This is a genomic window from Escherichia sp. XD33 (assembly GCF_019375075.1).
Taxonomy (GTDB): domain Bacteria; phylum Pseudomonadota; class Gammaproteobacteria; order Enterobacterales; family Enterobacteriaceae; genus Enterobacter; species Enterobacter flexneri_A.
This window is the reverse complement of sequence record NZ_JAENDM010000001.1, coordinates 165,900-182,820: the sequence shown is the minus strand read 5'-3', so window position 1 is coordinate 182,820 and position 16,921 is coordinate 165,900. Positions and strand designations below refer to the sequence as shown.

Genomic DNA, 16,921 nt, shown 5'->3' with positions numbered 1-16,921 from the left:
GCTGCACTCCTTAACGATCTTTCGGGTCGAGGGCATCACGCAAGCCATCGCCGATAAAGTTGAAACAAAACAGCGTCACCACGAGGAATCCCGCTGGGAACAACAATAACCATGGAGAGACTTCCATCGAGTTCGCGCCATCACTCAGCAATGCACCCCAGCTGCTTAACGGCTCTTGCGTACCCAACCCCAGGAAGCTAAGGAAAGATTCAAAGAGGATCATGCTGGGCACCAGAAGTGATGCGTAGACCACCACCACACCGAGTACATTCGGCACAATGTGGCGAATAACAATGCCCGATGTCGATACACCGCCAACTTGTGCCGCCTCAATAAACTCTTTGCGCTTCAGACTCAGGGTTTGTCCACGCACAATACGAGCCATATCCAGCCAGGAAACCATGCCAATCGCCACGAAAATCAGCAGGATGTTTTGACCGAAAAAGGTCACAAGCAAAATGACGAAGAACATGAATGGGAAGGAGTTGAGGATTTCCAGCAGACGCATCATTACCGAATCCACTTTACCGCCCAGATAACCGGAAAGCGAACCATAAAGTGTCCCCACGACCACTGCCACCAGTGCCGCAGCAACACCGACCATGAGTGAGATACGCCCGCCAATCGCAACGCGCACAAGCAGGTCGCGACCGGATGAGTCAGTACCAAAGTAGTGACCGGACTCCATATCCGGGGCGCTGGACATCATCGCCCAGTCAGTATCGTCATAGGCAAACTGCGAAAGCATCGGTGCCAGGATTACAAATAACGCGATCAGCACCAGCACTATCAGACTGGCAACCGCCGCACGGTTATGCATAAAACGTCGACGTGCGTCCTGCCACAAGCTGCGCCCTTCGACCTCCAGCTTTTCACTGAAATTTTCCAGCGTCTCGCTGTTTTTCTTACTTAACATCATCGCGAGCTCCAGTATCAGTAACGGATTTTCGGGTCGATAACCGCATATAGCACATCGACAATGGCATTAAACAAAATGGTTAACGCACCAACCAGGATGGTCAGGCTTAACACTAAGGAATAGTCACGGTTCAATGCGCCATTAACGAACAGTTGCCCAATCCCCGGCAAACCATAAATGGTTTCGATGACCATAGAACCGGTAATAATGCCGACAAATGCGGGGCCCATATAGGAGAGCACGGGTAACAGAGCAGGTTTTAATGCGTGGCGTAAAATGATCCGCCGCATAGGTAACCCTTTCGCCCGGGCAGTACGAATAAAGTTGGAGTGTAATACTTCAATCATAGAGCCACGGGTAATACGCGCAATACTGGCGATATAAGCGAGTGACAACGCCACCATCGGCAATATCATGAATTTAAGCGCCCCACCATTCCAGCCACCGCCCGGCAGCCAATGCAAAATGATCGCAAATATCATGACTAATAATGGTGCAACCACAAAACTGGGGATAACAACCCCGGTCATTGCCAGGCCCATCACGGTATAGTCCCATTTGGTGTTTTGTTTTAATGCGGCAATAACGCCAGCACTAACACCCAGTATTACCGCAAGGAAAAATGCTGCGGCTCCCAATTTGGCAGAAACGGGAAAACTGGATGCAACCAGGTCATTGACCGAATAATCTTTATATTTAAACGATGGACCGAAATCACCGTGCGCCAGTTGTTTCAGGTAGCTGAAATACTGTGTCATGATCGGATCATTAAGATGATATTTCGCTTCGATATTGGCCATCACTTCTGGCGGTAAAGTACGTTCGCCGGTAAAAGGGCTTCCCGGCGCGAGGCGCATCATAAAGAACGAAATAGTAATAAGAATAAATAGCGTCGGAATCGCTTCCAGACAGCGACGTAGAATAAATTTTAACATTGCCCTACCTTCTGGCCTGTGCCTTCTGTAATGCGATAAAAATCAGACACCGTGGAGCAGGACACTCCTGCCCCACGCATTGCCATTAGTGCTTCACAATGTACATATTCCGGGTATAGGTATTATCCAGCGGATCTTTGCCGGTATAGCCACCAACCCACGGTTTCACCAGACGCGCATTCACGTAGTAATAAACAGGAACAATGGCCGAATCCTTATCCAGCTGTTGTTCTGCTTTAGTGTACAGAGCTGTGCGCTGCGCCTCGTCAGTCACTTTCAGCGTTTCCGCCATAATGCTGTCAAAGGCCGGGCTCTTATAATGCGCGGTATTCATCGAGCTGTTCGAAAGCATGGTGTTCAGGAAGGAAGTTGGTTCGTTGTAGTCAGCACACCAGCCTGCACGGGCCACATCAAAAGTACCCTGGTGACGGGTGTCGAGGAACGTTTTCCACTCCTGGTTAACCAGTTTGACGTTTACACCAATGTTTTTCTTCCACAATGAAGAGGCAGCAATCGCCAGCTTTTTATGCAGATCGGAGGTGTTATACAGCAGGTTGATGGTCAACGGTTTGTCTGCGGTATAACCCGCTTCAGCCAGCAGTTTTTTCGCTTCTTCGTTACGTTTTTCCTGGCTCCAGCCAAACCATTCTGGCTGAGTCAATTTTGCGCCATCAGTATACGGTGGAGTGTAACCATAGGCGGGCATGTCGCCCTGCGCTTTCACTTTATTAACAATGATATCGCGGTCCATACCTAGTTTCAGTGCGGTACGCACACGCACATCGTTGAATGGCGGTTTCTGGTTGTTAATTTCGTAATAGTAAGTGCACAGGTATGGATCAACGTGAACTTCGTCCGGGATCTCTTTTTTCAGCTTCTGGAACAATTCGATCGGCATGTTGTTATACGTCATGTCGATTTCACCACTACGGTAGCGGTTGACATCGGTAACTTCAGAAGCAATAGGCAAATAGGTTACCTGGTTAATAACGGTTTTCGCGTTGTTCCAGTAGGTCGGGCTGCGTTCAAGAACGATTCGTTCGTTTACGACCCAATCTTTTAAGGTATAGGCACCGTTGGTGACGATATTACCAGGCTGGGTCCATTTTTCGCCGAATTTCTCGATAGCGGCTTTTGGCACCGGTGAAGTTGATGGGTGAACAAGTAATTTATAGAAGTACGGAACGGGTTCACTTAAGGTGACTTCTAATGTGTGATCATCAATAGCTTTCACGCCGAGATCGGTAATCGGTTTTTTCCCTTCAAGAATTTCATCAATACCGGCGATATGCCCATATTGCAGATAACTGGCATACGGAGAAGCAGTGTTCGGATCAACAGAACGTTGCCAGCTATACACAAAGTCTTGTGCTGTGACTGGCGTGCCATCAGACCATTTCGCATCTTTACGCAAATGGAAGGTCCAGACTTTCGCGTCTTTATTATCCCAGGATTCAGCGACGCCAGGTGCTGGATGACCGTCAAGATCGCTGACCAGTAAGCCTTCAAACAGGTCTCGGCTGATATTAGACTCCGGAACACCTTCAATTTTGTGCGGATCTAATGACTGAACTTCTGAACCATTGTTACGTACCAGTGTTTGTTTTTCCGCCAGTGTGACGCCTGCGGGTACATCAGCTGCCAGCGCGACATTCCCTGCCATTAGCGCAGCCAGAACGCCAGCTGCTACTAAACTTCTCTTGGTGATGTTGGTCATTGTTTTTTGGACTCCCTCATTATAATTACTGGTATTAACCAGCATGTGTAATCCCGGATTGGGACCCTGCACAGGCTCGGAGACTTTCTGCTGTCAGGTTACTTTATCGTTACGTATTACTATCACCGACTTTATTTATTCTGGTGATTCAGACGATCACCTTATGTCGATTCGTACTGTGTCTCCCCTGTCGAGACACATTATTCTTTCGCGACGCTCTTTAATTGTTAATTATTCTCATTACCAATAAAGAATCGTCTGGCGGTTGCCCGGAAAGTACCAAATGCGGTTCTTACTCGCCAATACATTTTGCAAAATTGTTAAGCAATTCTCTTTTATTGACCGTATCAGAATCTATAGCTTGCATCCATGCCTTAACAAACATCTTTCAATTCAATCAAATAGAGATTGGCTAAGCATGTCTATCTTTTCTGATTACAGTTCCAGTAGTGAAATGCACAATAATTTAACAATTGATTATTATTTAGCACTTTCCTCTACCAAAGGCAGTGGAATTACTAATATCATTTCAATTATTCTTCAGCAAGCCCAGGATTATGATGTGGCGAAAATAACATGATGGTGAGGAGAAGCAGTTAAGGAAATCCTTATAACTAACTGTAATTTGAGAAGAATATTTTTACCTATTCCTTTTGCTTTTGATAACTGCGCGGGAACAAAGTAAAAATAATGACGAAGTAAACGGAGCATGGCAGCTCCGTTTCATTTGAAAGGAATTAATTAAGCAGGCCGGGGAAAATCCCCTTAATACCAGTAACGATAAATTCAATCCCCAATGCCATCAGCAATAGCCCCATAATACGCGTAATCACGTTGATGCCGGTCTGGCGTAAAACCCGTACCAGCCACGGTGCCATGCGGAACAATCCCCAACAACATAAAGCGAACAATGCAATAGCCACAAAGAAACCAAACAGATAGCTAATGCTGTGATAACGCGTACCCCAGACGATGGTAGAACTGATCGCCCCTGGCCCCGCCATCAACGGCAACGCCAGTGGCACCACACCAATGCTTTCACGTACCGCGGTTTCTGATTTTTCTTGCTTGTTCTGTTTATCCTCGCCAAGCTTGCCGCTGATCATCGACATCGCTATTGTCACCACCAGGATACCCCCGGCGATACGGAACGAATCAATTGATATACCAAAAAGTTGTAGAATCGTGTCGCCGAGAAAAAGCGAGATCCACAAGATAATGGCCACAGACAGGTTGGCTGTAAGGTTAGTTTTGTTTCGCGCTGCCGCTGTCTGATAACTGGTCATGCTGATAAAGACGGGAATAATCCCTACCGGGTTGACCAGCGCAAATAACCCGATGAAAAATTTGAAGTAAACGGGAAAATCAAAAAAGGTCTGAATCACGGTTAGCTCCGAAGCAAAAGCCGGATAATGTTAGCCATAAATAAGGTTGAAAAGACGCGCTGACAATACGCCTTTTGACAGCATTTTTCACCTCCTAACTACTTAAAATTGCTATCATTCGTTATTGTTATCTAGTTGTGCAAAACATGCTAATGTAGCCACCAAATCATACTACAATTTATTAACTGTTAGCTATAATGGCGAAAAGCGATGCTGAAAGGTGTCAGCTTTGCAAAAATTTGATTTGGATCACGTAATCAGTACCCAGAAGTGAGTAATCTTGCTTACGCAACCTGGAAGTGACGCATTAGAGATAATAACTCTAATGTTTAAACTCTTTTAGTAAATCACAGTGAGTGTGAGCGCGAGTAAGCTTTTGATTTTCATAGGTTAAGCAAATCATCACCGCACTGACTATACTCTCGTATTCGAGCAGATGATTTACTAAAAAAGTTTAACATTATCAGGAGAGCATTATGGCTGTTACTAATGTCGCTGAACTTAACGCACTCGTAGAGCGTGTAAAAAAAGCCCAGCGTGAATATGCCAGTTTCACTCAAGAGCAAGTAGACAAAATCTTCCGCGCCGCCGCTCTGGCTGCTGCAGATGCTCGAATCCCACTCGCGAAAATGGCCGTTGCCGAATCCGGCATGGGTATCGTCGAAGATAAAGTGATCAAAAACCACTTTGCTTCTGAATATATCTACAACGCCTATAAAGATGAAAAAACCTGTGGTGTTCTGTCTGAAGACGACACTTTTGGTACCATCACTATCGCTGAACCAATCGGTATTATTTGCGGTATCGTTCCGACCACTAACCCGACTTCAACTGCTATCTTCAAATCGCTGATCAGTCTGAAGACCCGTAACGCCATTATCTTCTCCCCGCACCCGCGTGCAAAAGATGCCACCAACAAAGCGGCTGATATCGTTCTGCAGGCTGCTATCGCTGCCGGTGCTCCGAAAGATCTGATCGGCTGGATCGATCAACCTTCTGTTGAACTGTCTAACGCACTGATGCACCACCCAGACATCAACCTGATCCTCGCGACTGGTGGTCCGGGCATGGTTAAAGCCGCATACAGCTCCGGTAAACCAGCTATCGGTGTAGGCGCGGGCAACACTCCAGTTGTTATCGATGAAACTGCTGATATCAAACGTGCAGTTGCATCTGTACTGATGTCCAAAACCTTCGACAACGGCGTAATCTGTGCTTCTGAACAGTCTGTTGTTGTTGTTGACTCTGTTTATGACGCTGTACGTGAACGTTTTGCAACCCACGGCGGCTATCTGTTGCAGGGTAAAGAGCTGAAAGCTGTTCAGGATGTTATCCTGAAAAACGGTGCGCTGAACGCGGCTATCGTTGGTCAGCCAGCCTATAAAATTGCTGAACTGGCAGGCTTCTCTGTACCAGAAAACACCAAGATTCTGATCGGTGAAGTGACCGTTGTTGATGAAAGCGAACCGTTCGCACATGAAAAACTGTCCCCGACTCTGGCAATGTACCGCGCTAAAGATTTCGAAGACGCGGTAGAAAAAGCAGAGAAACTGGTTGCTATGGGCGGTATCGGTCATACCTCTTGCCTGTACACTGACCAGGATAACCAACCGGCTCGCGTTTCTTACTTCGGTCAGAAAATGAAAACGGCGCGTATCCTGATTAACACCCCAGCGTCTCAGGGTGGTATCGGTGACCTGTATAACTTCAAACTCGCACCTTCCCTGACTCTGGGTTGTGGTTCTTGGGGTGGTAACTCCATCTCTGAAAACGTTGGTCCGAAACACCTGATCAACAAGAAAACCGTTGCTAAGCGAGCTGAAAACATGTTGTGGCACAAACTTCCGAAATCTATCTACTTCCGCCGTGGCTCCCTGCCAATCGCGCTGGATGAAGTGATTACTGATGGCCACAAACGTGCGCTCATCGTGACTGACCGCTTCCTGTTCAACAATGGTTATGCTGATCAGATCACTTCCGTACTGAAAGCAGCAGGCGTTGAAACTGAAGTCTTCTTCGAAGTAGAAGCGGACCCGACCCTGAGCATCGTTCGTAAAGGTGCAGAACTGGCAAACTCCTTCAAACCAGACGTGATTATCGCGCTGGGTGGTGGTTCCCCGATGGACGCCGCGAAGATCATGTGGGTTATGTACGAACATCCGGAAACTCACTTCGAAGAGCTGGCGCTGCGCTTTATGGATATCCGTAAACGTATCTACAAGTTCCCGAAAATGGGCGTGAAAGCGAAAATGATCGCTGTCACCACCACTTCTGGTACAGGTTCTGAAGTCACTCCGTTTGCGGTTGTAACTGACGACGCTACTGGTCAGAAATATCCGCTGGCAGACTATGCGCTGACTCCGGATATGGCGATTGTCGACGCCAACCTGGTTATGGACATGCCGAAGTCCCTGTGTGCTTTCGGTGGTCTGGACGCAGTAACTCACGCCATGGAAGCTTATGTTTCTGTACTGGCATCTGAGTTCTCTGATGGTCAGGCTCTGCAGGCACTGAAACTGCTGAAAGAATATCTGCCAGCGTCCTACCACGAAGGGTCTAAAAATCCGGTAGCGCGTGAACGTGTTCACAGTGCAGCGACTATCGCGGGTATCGCGTTTGCGAACGCCTTCCTGGGTGTATGTCACTCAATGGCGCACAAACTGGGTTCCCAGTTCCATATTCCGCACGGTCTGGCAAACGCCCTGCTGATTTGTAACGTTATTCGCTACAATGCGAACGACAACCCGACCAAGCAGACTGCATTCAGCCAGTATGACCGTCCGCAGGCTCGCCGTCGTTATGCTGAAATTGCCGACCACTTGGGTCTGAGCGCACCGGGCGACCGTACTGCTGCTAAGATCGAGAAACTGCTGGCATGGCTGGAAACGCTGAAAGCTGAACTGGGTATTCCGAAATCTATCCGTGAAGCTGGCGTTCAGGAAGCAGACTTCCTGGCGAACGTGGATAAACTGTCTGAAGATGCATTCGATGACCAGTGCACCGGCGCTAACCCGCGTTACCCGCTGATCTCCGAGCTGAAACAGATTCTGCTGGATACCTACTACGGTCGTGATTATGTAGAAGGTGAAACTGCAGCGAAGAAAGAAGCTGCTCCGGCTAAAGCTGAGAAAAAAGCGAAAAAATCCGCTTAATCAGTAGCGCTGTCTGGCAACATAAACGGCCCCTTCTGGGCAATGCCGATCAGTTAAGGATTAGTTGACCGATCCTTAAACTGAGGCACTATAACGGCTTCCACAACAGGGAGCCGTTTTCTTATGCCACTTCTCAATGATCTGCTCGATTTCAGTGACCATCCGCTTATGCCTCCGCCCTCTGCACAACTATTTGCAGAACACCTTCCCACCGAGTGGATACAACACTGCCTGACGCTTTCTGCTCATGCGACCGTTCGCCGCCGTCGTTTACCGGGGGACATGGTTATCTGGATGGTGGTGCAATGAGCCAATTACCGATGTTGTTCGCCGTCTGAACCTGAGCGCGGATGGCGAAGCGGGGATGAACCTGCTGGCCCGCAGCGCTGTCACCCAGGCGCGTCAGCGCGTGGGGGCCGCCCCAGTGGAATGGCTCTTCCGCCAGACCGCACAGACAGGGGCGCGGAACGTTACCTGAAGGATGACTGGCACGGCCTGCAACTTTTTGCCATTGATGGCGCACAGTTCAGGACACCTGATAAACCCGAGCTGCGTGAATATTATGGGTCTGCCAACACATCCACTAAGCGGCAGAACGCCTACCCGGTTATGCGTCTGGTGGCCTTAATGAACCTGGGAAGTCACATTCTGCTGAATGCCGTGACCGCACCTTACCGGCAGAGCGAAACTGTGCTGGCCCACTCCATGCTCGCCACCATCCCGGATAACTCTATTACGTTGTTTGATAAACTTTTTTACAGCGAAGACCTGCTGCTGACGCTGAACCAGAAGGGTTGTAACCGCCACTGGCTACTGCCTGCGTGGAAGAATATCGCATCAGAAATGATAGAGCTGGGAAACACGGCGTCACCAGGGACCATCCCGAAACGACTGGAGCATCTTCGGGGTGCTCTGGAAGTGGTGTTCATAACAAAACGCCCCCGACCATCAAGGCCGAGGTCGGTTAAGATATCAAAAACCCGTTATCCTGTGAAACATAGTGCCGCTCCTCTTAAGTGAACGGCATTGCCCTTCTGGGGCCGTATTTTTTGTTTACCCAAAGCAACTTTTCCATAAACCGACAGCATTAGCCTTCATCATATTTGCGACGATGTATAACGCCTAAACACAGGGATATTGTACTTTACAGGTCACAAGTCAACGTCGGTGCTTAAGAGCCCTGTGAGGCGTATAGCGGCGTTAAAAAACTGCCGAGAAGGGTATATAGCCCGGAAGAAGTGCGTAAAACGAACTGACAGGATAAAAGTGCCCTGCTCACCCTGTCAGTAAAGAAATTCTTATTAATCGTGGCGATGCCTTTCCTGAATAGCCGTTAATGAGTCGACTTGTAACGCCTCTTTATAGTGTTTACGGCATACAGAAACGTATCGTTCATTACCACCAATTACCACCTGCTCACCTTCGTTATAAGGTCTGCCTGCTTGATCAAGACGCAGCACCATGCTTGCTTTACGGCCACAAAAACAGATGGTTTTTAATTCAACCAGTTTGTCGGACCATGCCAGTAAGTATTGGCTGCCAATAAATAATTCACCTCGAAAATCGGTACGTAAACCATAACAAAGTACGGGTATATCGAGTTGATCGACAACCTCCGATAATTCATATACTTGTTGTCTGGTTAAAAACTGGCATTCATCAACCAGTACGCAATGAATTGCCTGCTGTTCATGTTCCGCACGAATCTCATCAAATAATGATGAATTTTGGTTAAATAATTTTGCAGGCGATGACAAACCTATACGCGAACTGACTTTCCCGGCACCAAAGCGATCATCAATTTCTGCCGTATATACGACAGTGCGCATGCCGCGTTCCTGGTAATTGTATGAAGATTGCAACAATGCTGTAGACTTACCCGCATTCATTGCGGAATAGTAGAAATATAGCTGTGCCATCAGCCACAGGCCCTCAATGATATGAAATAAAGTTGGCTGGAGTTTATCATAATTCGTCAGTTTTTCAGCTCAACAGTATGCACAGAAGTGGGTATATGCGTTCTCCCTTACGAAGCCTTGCATAATCCTTCTGAGCTATCATTACAACTGCCTCGCTTGTTATAAGCGGGTAAATGACTGCTGGTAACTATTCACAATCTTTAATCTGTTGCGCAAGTAATAGCCCTCTGTTGACCTCCAGGAGATAGTGCAATACTAAGTCCCTGCTCTTATTGCGACTGTTCTACTTTTCATCATTCGCTTAATAGGGAATTCTCGTAAACACGACTAATACAGAAGACTGAAAGGTCGTCAGCCTACGATAATCTCCCCATAAAATGTGACATGAATCAGGAAGTTTTAACCTCACGAGCTGCGAAATCATCGGTACAAATAGGGCTATATGCCGCGTCTTTTCTGGCTAATTTTATGAAAAGATATTTATTGGCGGCACAAAATAAAGAACAATTTTGAATTCCTTACATTCCTGGCTATTGCACAACTGAATTTAAGGCTCTATTATTACCTCAACAAACCACCCCAATATAAGTTTGAGATTACTACAATGAGCGAAGCACTTAAAATTCTGAACAACATCCGTACTCTTCGTGCGCAGGCAAGAGAATGTACACTTGAAACGCTGGAAGAAATGCTGGAAAAATTAGAAGTTGTTGTTAACGAACGTCGCGAAGAAGAAAGCGCGGCTGCTGCTGAAGTTGAAGAGCGCACTCGTAAACTGCAGCAATATCGCGAAATGCTGATCGCTGACGGTATTGACCCGAACGAACTGCTGAATAGCCTTGCTGCCGTTAAATCTGGCACCAAAGCTAAACGTGCTCAGCGTCCGGCAAAATATAGCTACGTTGACGAAAACGGCGAAACTAAAACCTGGACTGGCCAGGGCCGTACTCCAGCTGTAATCAAAAAAGCAATGGATGAGCAAGGTAAATCCCTCGACGATTTCCTGATCAAGCAATAATCTTTTGTAGATTGCACTTGCTTAAAATCCCGCCATCGGCGGGATTTTTTATTGTCCGGTTTAAGACAATTTAATAAGAATAAGCTATAAAAAAACGGCGTCGATTGCTCAACGCCGTTTCGTGGATAACACCGATACGGATGTTACTTCTTAATGCCCATCTCTTCTTCAAGCCAGGCTTTAAATTCCGTGCCAAGGGTGTTATGACGAATACCGTATTCAACGAAGGCCTGCATGTAACCTAATTTATTACCGCAGTCATGGCTCTTCCCTTTCATATGATAGGCTTCAACCGTTTCTTTTTCGATTAGCATATCAATTGCGTCGGTGAGCTGAATTTCATCACCAGCTCCCGGAGGGGTTTTTGCCAGCAACGGCCAAATATCCGCACTAAGTACGTAACGACCCACAATAGCGAGATTAGACGGCGCAACATCCGCTTTTGGTTTTTCAACCACGCCAACCATCGGTACGCTTTCACCCGGCGCTAATTCAACGCCTTTGCAATCCACAACGCCATATGCGGTCACATCAGCAACCGGTTCAACCATGATCTGGCTATGACCCGTTTCATCAAAGCGGCGGATCATCTCTGCCAGGTTATCCTGTGACAAATCGGATTCATATTCATCCAGAATAACGTCAGGCAAAATAACAGCCACAGGTTCATCACCCACTACCGGGTGAGCACACAATACCGCGTGTCCCAGACCTTTCGCCAGCCCCTGACGAACTTGCATAATAGTCACGTGCGGCGGACAAATAGACTGCACTTCATCAAGCAGTTGACGTTTTACACGTTTTTCCAGCATTGCTTCCAGTTCAAAACTGGTATCAAAGTGGTTTTCAATAGAGTTTTTAGATGAGTGTGTAACCAGCACAATTTCAGTAATGCCAGCCGCAATACATTCATTCACGACGTATTGAATTAATGGCTTATCGACAAGTGGCAGCATCTCTTTCGGGATGGCTTTCGTCGCCGGCAACATCCTGGTTCCTAATCCCGCAACGGGGATAACGGCTTTTTTGACTTTCGTATTAATGGCAGCCATTTAAATTCTCCTGGACTGTTCGTGTTTTGAACGTGTTCATATTTCTGTATCGCATCCCAGTATATCAGCACCCCGAAGGGGCTAAGTTCTGAAAAGGAGGCGAGTTAGCATAATTAAGACAATTACTTATACGAATGGCGACGATAGTACCACCAGCCGACATTAGCAGGTAATGCAAATTTAGCCCGCGTTATCGTTTGCTCATTCTGCAGACAACATCAAGCGCAGTCGACCACCGGTTCCCCATATTTGGCATTGCCAGGCATCGCATCGCTGGCTCAATTGATTCAAATAAGCGTTACCTAATGTGCCTAACGGAACACCATTACTGATTTGCACCTGGTGTTCGCCGGTATTTAACGTCGCATTCAGACCCGCAGAAACCAGAATGAGATTTTTCAGTTCGCGATGATAATAGCCAACTAATAGCGGAAACTGCCCCGGCAGATTGGCCTGACGGAGTAAATGGTTTACCTGCTTCAATAACGCGCCCAACTCTGGCAACCGTTGATTTTGGTGTGCAAGCTGTTCCTGTAATAATCCGTTAAACAATGCGCGTAATAACAAGGCAGCAAGTACGCCATTATGTCCAGCTCGGGTGACATCAAGGCAATAAAATGCCAGATCGTTTTCCGAAAGTGCGGCAATATCAAGCACCAGGCCGGGTTTGTCCGCGGCAACCAATTGACGATAATTAACCCGGCAATGGGAAATCACCTGCTGAACCGGCGGTTGTAGTTCCTGTAATAATTTCGCCGCTGCGGCAGGGTTATCAACCATTGCATCCCAGTCGCGAAAAAGCCTTTCCTCTTCCTCAACGCGCGAATTAAACATGCTGGGATAGAGACAGGCAAAAACCATCTCGCGCAAGCGATTCAGATCTTTAACTGGTTTCAGCAAAACATCTTCAACGCCCAGACGTAACGCTTTGGCAATATCTGCCATATTTTCAGTGGCAGATATCACCAGAACTGGGGTCTGGTCGCCTCTGTTACGTATATGCTCCAGCAGTTTAAGCCCGTTCATTCGTGGCATCGCGATATCACATATCATCAGGTCTGGAGTGAAACCTCCCAGCAACTCAAGGGCATCCACCCCATCAGCCGCCAGTACCGTTGTCGCTCCCAATGAGGAAAACCATGAATCCAGAAGCGAGCGAAATACCTGCTCATCTTCAACAATGAGAATCTGTTTTCCGACCAATGGCTGCGTCATGTTCTCTCCCCTGACTGGCTTTACTCAATAGTGGCATGCTATTGCCACCTGCGCCTGTCAGAATTAACTTAAGTGTAGATAAAAATTCTGGTCAAATGTTGGTGCGTACCAACGGCAAAAGTTCGTCCATTTTCCTTTCCACTGCCAGCTGTCCGGCCGCAATGGCAGCGTGCGCGCGATGAAAATCAAGCGTAGATATTTGCGGGCAAACAGGTTGAATCAGAATATCGGGCGGATCACCTGCCATGCGGTTCCTTTTAAGGCGGTTCTCCAGCACCTGGATAGAAGTGGTCATAATCTCTGTTGCCGTTGGCGCTGTCACCGCCCGACGTGTCGTTATGCTGCCTAACCTTTCTTTCAGACGCGCATGCCACGGCAGAGAATCACCATTCTCGCTATTTTCTTCACTGACATTAAAGGAGAGCAAATCTTGTTGCATCAAATGAGCATCGTGCTGCAGGTCAACCGCTATCACAATATCAGCCCCCAATGCACGCGTGAGGGAAATAGGAATTGGGTTAACGACTGCTCCATCAACCAGCCAGTAGCCGTTATGTGCAACAGGTGCCATGAGTCCTGGAATACTGCATGATGCGCGAATAGCAAGATGGAGATCGCCTTCAGTAAACCATAATTCACGTCCCGTACTTAAATTGGTGGCAACAGCCGCAAAGCGACGGGAACAATTTTCGATCTCTGTTTCCGGCATTATTTCGCGGTATTGATTGAAGACACGCTCGCCGCGCAGTAACCCACCGCGCTGCCAGGAGAGATCCATCAGGCGTAAAACATCCCAATAACTGAAAGAGGTCACCCAATCTTCCAGCGCAGATAATCGATCGCATGCATAGGCAGCGCCCACCAGCGAACCAATTGAACATCCTGCAACGATATCAATTTCAATACCCACTTTTTTTAGCGCATTAATAACGCCAATATGCGACCAACCTCTCGCCGCGCCAGATCCCAGCGCCAGCCCTATTTTTATCTTTCTCATTATTCCCGCAAGATTCCCCTGGAATGCAATCGTAGCCACATCGCTACTGCTCGGTTAACATAGTGCTACTCAGGCGGTTAATACGCCGTTATTGTTTCCAGGGAGATTATTTGTGTCTCAGCTTTGTCCCTGTGGTAGTGCTGTCGAGTATAGCCTATGTTGCCACCCTTATGTGTCTGGTGAAAAGGTTGCACCTGATCCAGAACATCTCATGCGTTCGCGTTACTGCGCTTTTGTGATGCAAGACGCAGATTATTTAATAAAGACCTGGCATCCATCTTGTGGAGCAGCGGCGTTACGTGCCGAATTGATTGCCGGATTTGCGCATACTGAATGGTTGGGATTGACCGTATTTGAACATTGTTGGCAGGACGCCGACAATATCGGATTTGTCAGTTTTGTTGCTCGATTTACCGAAGGTGGCAAAACAGGTGCAATAATTGAACGTTCGCGATTTTTGAAAGAAAACGGTCAATGGTACTATATTGACGGTACACGTCCGCAGTTTGGCCGCAACGATCCCTGCCCTTGTGGTTCAGGTAAAAAATTTAAAAAGTGCTGCGGCCAATAATGGTTGACGGTACGGTTTAGCAAACACTCTCAACAAGGTTTTTCCAGCAATGCATTCACTCCAACGTAAAGTTCTGCGTACTATTTGTCCGGACCAAAAAGGTCTGATCGCACGTATTACCAATATTTGCTACAAGCACGAGTTAAATATCGTACAGAACAATGAATTTGTTGATCACCGTACCGGGCGCTTTTTTATGCGCACGGAACTGGAAGGGATTTTTAATGATTCCACCCTGCTGGCGGATCTCGATAGCGCATTGCCAGAAGGCTCCGTGCGTGAGCTGAATCCTGCCGGTCGTCGCCGGATAGTGATTCTGGTCACTAAAGAAGCGCATTGCCTTGGCGATTTGTTGATGAAAGCCAATTACGGCGGCCTGGATGTCGAAATCGCGGCAGTTATTGGTAACCACGATACTCTACGTTCTCTGGTTGAGCGTTTTGATATTCCGTTTGAGCTGGTAAGCCATGAAGGGTTAAGCCGCAACGAGCACGATCAAAAGATGGCGGATGCCATTGATGCTTATCAACCTGACTACGTGGTGCTGGCGAAGTATATGCGGGTATTAACGCCGGAATTTGTGGCACGCTTCCCGAATAAGATCATCAATATTCACCATTCATTCCTGCCAGCGTTTATTGGCGCACGTCCTTATCACCAGGCCTATGAACGTGGTGTGAAGATTATTGGCGCAACCGCTCACTATGTGAATGACAATCTGGACGAAGGCCCAATCATCATGCAGGACGTTATTCATGTCGATCATACCTACACAGCTGAAGATATGATGCGCGCAGGTCGTGACGTCGAGAAAAACGTCTTAAGTCGTGCACTATACAAAGTACTGGCACAGCGCGTCTTTGTTTACGGTAATCGGACGATTATTCTTTAATCGCCAGCAAAAATAACTGGTTACCTTTAATCCGTTACGGATGAAAATTACGCAACCAGTTCATTTTTCTCAACGTAACACTTTACAGCGGCGCGTCATTTGATATGATGCGCCCCGCTTCCCGATAAGGGAGCAGGCCAGTAAAAAGCATTACCCCGTGGTGGGGTTCCCGAGCGGCCAAAGGGAGCAGACTGTAAATCTGCCGTCATCGACTTCGAAGGTTCGAATCCTTCCCCCACCACCATAATTCACCACAGCGATGTGGTAACTTCGGTGAGATTGTGAAAGTTCGCACTCATCGGGGAAGGGTGAGAACCTTCGACTAAGGTTCGATTCGAGCGAAAGCGAGAGAACGTTGCCACAGGCAACGGCCCGAAGGGTGAGGAGCGAAGCGACGAATAATCCTTCCCCCACCACCATCTCAAGCATTACCTCAAAATTTGAATTACCCCTGGTGGGGTTCCCGAGCGGCCAAAGGGAGCAGACTGTAAATCTGCCGTCATCGACTTCGAAGGTTCGAATCCTTCCCCCACCACCATCACTTTCAAAAGTCCCTGAACTTCCCAACGAATCCGCAATTAAATATTCTGCCCATGCGGGGAAGGATGAGAAGCTTCGACCAAGGTTCGACTCGAGCGCCAGCGAGAGAGCGTTGCCGCAGGCAACGACCCGAAGGGCGAAGCGCGCAGCGCTGAGTAATCCTTCCCCCACCACCATCACTTTCAAAAGTCCCTGAACTCTCAAGCGAATCCGCAATCAAATATTCTGCCCATGCGGGGAAGGATGAGAAGCTTCGACTAAGGTTCGGCTCGAGCGTCAGCGAGAGAGCGTTGCCGCAGGCAACGACCCGAAGGGCGAAGCGCGCAGCGCTGAGTAATCCTTCCCCCACCACCATCACTTTCAAAAGCCCCGGAATTCTCAAACGAATCCGCAATCAAATATTCTGCCCAAGCGGGGAAGGATGAGAAGCTTCGACCAAGGTTCGACTTGAGCGCCAGCGAGAGAGCGTTGCCGCAGGCAACGACCCGAAGGGCGAAGCGCGCAGCGCTGAGTAATCCTTCCCCCACCACCATCGCTTCCTTAAATAATCAAAACCTGTTACTCCGAGCTAATTTTGCCCGATGGCACCACGTTTACCGGGCCTACAAT

At 47.9% G+C, this 16,921-nt stretch carries 14 protein-coding genes, 2 tRNA genes, 4 other RNA genes and 1 pseudogene; 12 read left to right on the top strand and 9 right to left on the bottom strand.

Annotated features, from left to right (window positions below; all coding sequences use genetic code 11):
• Window positions 1-10 precede the first annotated feature (10 nt).
• The 3 genes from oppC to oppA form a co-directional block, all read right to left on the bottom strand.
• On the bottom strand, window positions 11-919 hold the full coding sequence (gene oppC, locus K0778_RS00945) for an oligopeptide ABC transporter permease OppC (protein WP_000979661.1): 909 nt from the start codon (window positions 917-919) through the stop codon (window positions 11-13).
• 14 nt (window positions 920-933) lie between these two features.
• A complete protein-coding gene (oppB, locus tag K0778_RS00940) occupies window positions 934-1,854 on the bottom strand; it encodes an oligopeptide ABC transporter permease OppB (RefSeq protein ID WP_000911112.1) in 921 nt (306 codons plus the stop codon).
• Window positions 1,855-1,939: 85 nt separating this feature from the next.
• The gene (gene oppA, locus K0778_RS00935; protein ID WP_001297114.1) at window positions 1,940-3,571 is read right to left on the bottom strand and encodes an oligopeptide ABC transporter substrate-binding protein OppA; all 1,632 of its coding nucleotides are present in this window, start codon (window positions 3,569-3,571) and stop codon (window positions 1,940-1,942) included.
• A gap of 283 nt (window positions 3,572-3,854) precedes the next feature.
• Between oppA and K0778_RS00930 the strand changes: the two genes are divergently transcribed.
• Window positions 3,855-4,151, top strand: coding sequence for a hypothetical protein (locus K0778_RS00930; protein ID WP_001211521.1), 297 nt, complete (start codon window positions 3,855-3,857; stop codon window positions 4,149-4,151).
• Between the two features lie 157 nt (window positions 4,152-4,308).
• Here the strand turns inward: K0778_RS00930 and ychE (K0778_RS00925) are convergent, their stop codons facing one another.
• Together ychE (K0778_RS00925) and ychE (K0778_RS00920) are read right to left on the bottom strand one after the other, a co-directional pair.
• Window positions 4,309-4,956 carry an NAAT family transporter YchE gene (gene ychE, locus K0778_RS00925; RefSeq protein WP_000616554.1) on the bottom strand — a complete coding sequence of 216 codons (648 nt, stop codon included), beginning with the start codon at window positions 4,954-4,956 and terminating at the stop codon, window positions 4,309-4,311.
• Window positions 4,957-4,986: 30 nt separating this feature from the next.
• The gene (gene ychE / locus K0778_RS00920) at window positions 4,987-5,040 is read right to left on the bottom strand and encodes a protein YchT (RefSeq protein WP_211180492.1); all 54 of its coding nucleotides are present in this window, start codon (window positions 5,038-5,040) and stop codon (window positions 4,987-4,989) included.
• Window positions 5,041-5,432: 392 nt separating this feature from the next.
• Between ychE (K0778_RS00920) and adhE the strand changes: the two genes are divergently transcribed.
• Window positions 5,433-8,108, top strand: coding sequence for a bifunctional acetaldehyde-CoA/alcohol dehydrogenase (gene adhE, locus K0778_RS00915; RefSeq protein WP_000301651.1), 2,676 nt, complete (start codon window positions 5,433-5,435; stop codon window positions 8,106-8,108).
• Between the two features lie 123 nt (window positions 8,109-8,231).
• Window positions 8,232-9,128 (top strand): annotated as a pseudogene (locus K0778_RS00910) (IS4 family transposase).
• 281 nt (window positions 9,129-9,409) lie between these two features.
• Here K0778_RS00910 and tdk read toward each other — a convergent pair.
• Window positions 9,410-10,027: a thymidine kinase gene (gene tdk, locus K0778_RS00905; RefSeq protein WP_000068077.1), complete on the bottom strand. Its 618-nt coding sequence runs from the start codon at window positions 10,025-10,027 to the stop codon at window positions 9,410-9,412.
• Window positions 10,028-10,631: 604 nt separating this feature from the next.
• On the opposite strand from tdk, the gene hns reads away from it, so the two are divergent.
• On the top strand, window positions 10,632-11,045 hold the full coding sequence (hns, locus tag K0778_RS00900) for a histone-like nucleoid-structuring protein H-NS (protein WP_001287378.1): 414 nt from the start codon (window positions 10,632-10,634) through the stop codon (window positions 11,043-11,045).
• 143 nt (window positions 11,046-11,188) lie between these two features.
• Here hns and galU read toward each other — a convergent pair whose 3' ends face one another.
• The 3 genes from galU to rssA form a co-directional block, all read right to left on the bottom strand.
• A complete protein-coding gene (galU, locus tag K0778_RS00895; protein WP_000718995.1) occupies window positions 11,189-12,097 on the bottom strand; it encodes a UTP--glucose-1-phosphate uridylyltransferase GalU in 909 nt (302 codons plus the stop codon).
• Between the two features lie 201 nt (window positions 12,098-12,298).
• On the bottom strand, window positions 12,299-13,312 hold the full coding sequence (rssB, locus tag K0778_RS00890) for a two-component system response regulator RssB (protein ID WP_000193447.1): 1,014 nt from the start codon (window positions 13,310-13,312) through the stop codon (window positions 12,299-12,301).
• A gap of 91 nt (window positions 13,313-13,403) precedes the next feature.
• Entirely contained in the window at window positions 13,404-14,309 is a 906-nt protein-coding gene (gene rssA, locus K0778_RS00885; RefSeq protein ID WP_001295622.1) for a patatin-like phospholipase RssA, read from the bottom strand.
• 112 nt (window positions 14,310-14,421) lie between these two features.
• On the opposite strand from rssA, the gene K0778_RS00880 reads away from it, so the two are divergent.
• The 8 genes from K0778_RS00880 (at window position 14,422) to K0778_RS00845 (ending at window position 16,844) form a co-directional block, all read left to right on the top strand.
• Window positions 14,422-14,880, top strand: a complete 459-nt coding sequence (locus K0778_RS00880) for a YchJ family protein (protein ID WP_001362540.1) — start codon at window positions 14,422-14,424, stop codon at window positions 14,878-14,880.
• 49 nt (window positions 14,881-14,929) lie between these two features.
• Window positions 14,930-15,772, top strand: a complete 843-nt coding sequence (gene purU, locus K0778_RS00875) for a formyltetrahydrofolate deformylase (protein ID WP_000555849.1) — start codon at window positions 14,930-14,932, stop codon at window positions 15,770-15,772.
• Window positions 15,773-15,931: 159 nt separating this feature from the next.
• Window positions 15,932-16,016: transfer RNA gene (locus K0778_RS00870), tRNA-Tyr, on the top strand.
• Window positions 16,017-16,059: 43 nt separating this feature from the next.
• Window positions 16,060-16,191, top strand: a non-coding RNA gene (locus K0778_RS00865) — RtT sRNA.
• A gap of 34 nt (window positions 16,192-16,225) precedes the next feature.
• Window positions 16,226-16,310, top strand: a tRNA-Tyr gene (locus K0778_RS00860).
• 46 nt (window positions 16,311-16,356) lie between these two features.
• Window positions 16,357-16,488, top strand: a non-coding RNA gene (locus K0778_RS00855) — RtT sRNA.
• 46 nt (window positions 16,489-16,534) lie between these two features.
• Window positions 16,535-16,666: non-coding RNA, RtT sRNA (locus K0778_RS00850), on the top strand.
• Window positions 16,667-16,712: 46 nt separating this feature from the next.
• A non-coding RNA gene (locus K0778_RS00845) (RtT sRNA) lies at window positions 16,713-16,844 on the top strand.
• Window positions 16,845-16,921 lie beyond the last annotated feature (77 nt).

Bases quoted from the DNA above. Each gene is read 5' to 3' on its own strand.
- hns (WP_001287378.1), top strand. From the start codon at position 10,632: ATGAGCGAAGCACTTAAAATTCTGAACAACATCCGTACTCTTCGTGCG.
- oppB (WP_000911112.1), bottom strand. From the start codon at position 1,854: ATGTTAAAATTTATTCTACGTCGCTGTCTGGAAGCGATTCCGACGCTA.
- rssA (WP_001295622.1), bottom strand. From the start codon at position 14,309: ATGAGAAAGATAAAAATAGGGCTGGCGCTGGGATCTGGCGCGGCGAGA.
- galU (WP_000718995.1), bottom strand. From the start codon at position 12,097: ATGGCTGCCATTAATACGAAAGTCAAAAAAGCCGTTATCCCCGTTGCG.
- adhE (WP_000301651.1), top strand. From the start codon at position 5,433: ATGGCTGTTACTAATGTCGCTGAACTTAACGCACTCGTAGAGCGTGTA.
- K0778_RS00930 (WP_001211521.1), top strand. From the start codon at position 3,855: ATGCGGTTCTTACTCGCCAATACATTTTGCAAAATTGTTAAGCAATTC.
- tdk (WP_000068077.1), bottom strand. From the start codon at position 10,027: ATGGCACAGCTATATTTCTACTATTCCGCAATGAATGCGGGTAAGTCT.
- oppC (WP_000979661.1), bottom strand. From the start codon at position 919: ATGATGTTAAGTAAGAAAAACAGCGAGACGCTGGAAAATTTCAGTGAA.
- purU (WP_000555849.1), top strand. From the start codon at position 14,930: ATGCATTCACTCCAACGTAAAGTTCTGCGTACTATTTGTCCGGACCAA.
- rssB (WP_000193447.1), bottom strand. From the start codon at position 13,312: ATGACGCAGCCATTGGTCGGAAAACAGATTCTCATTGTTGAAGATGAG.
- oppA (WP_001297114.1), bottom strand. From the start codon at position 3,571: ATGACCAACATCACCAAGAGAAGTTTAGTAGCAGCTGGCGTTCTGGCT.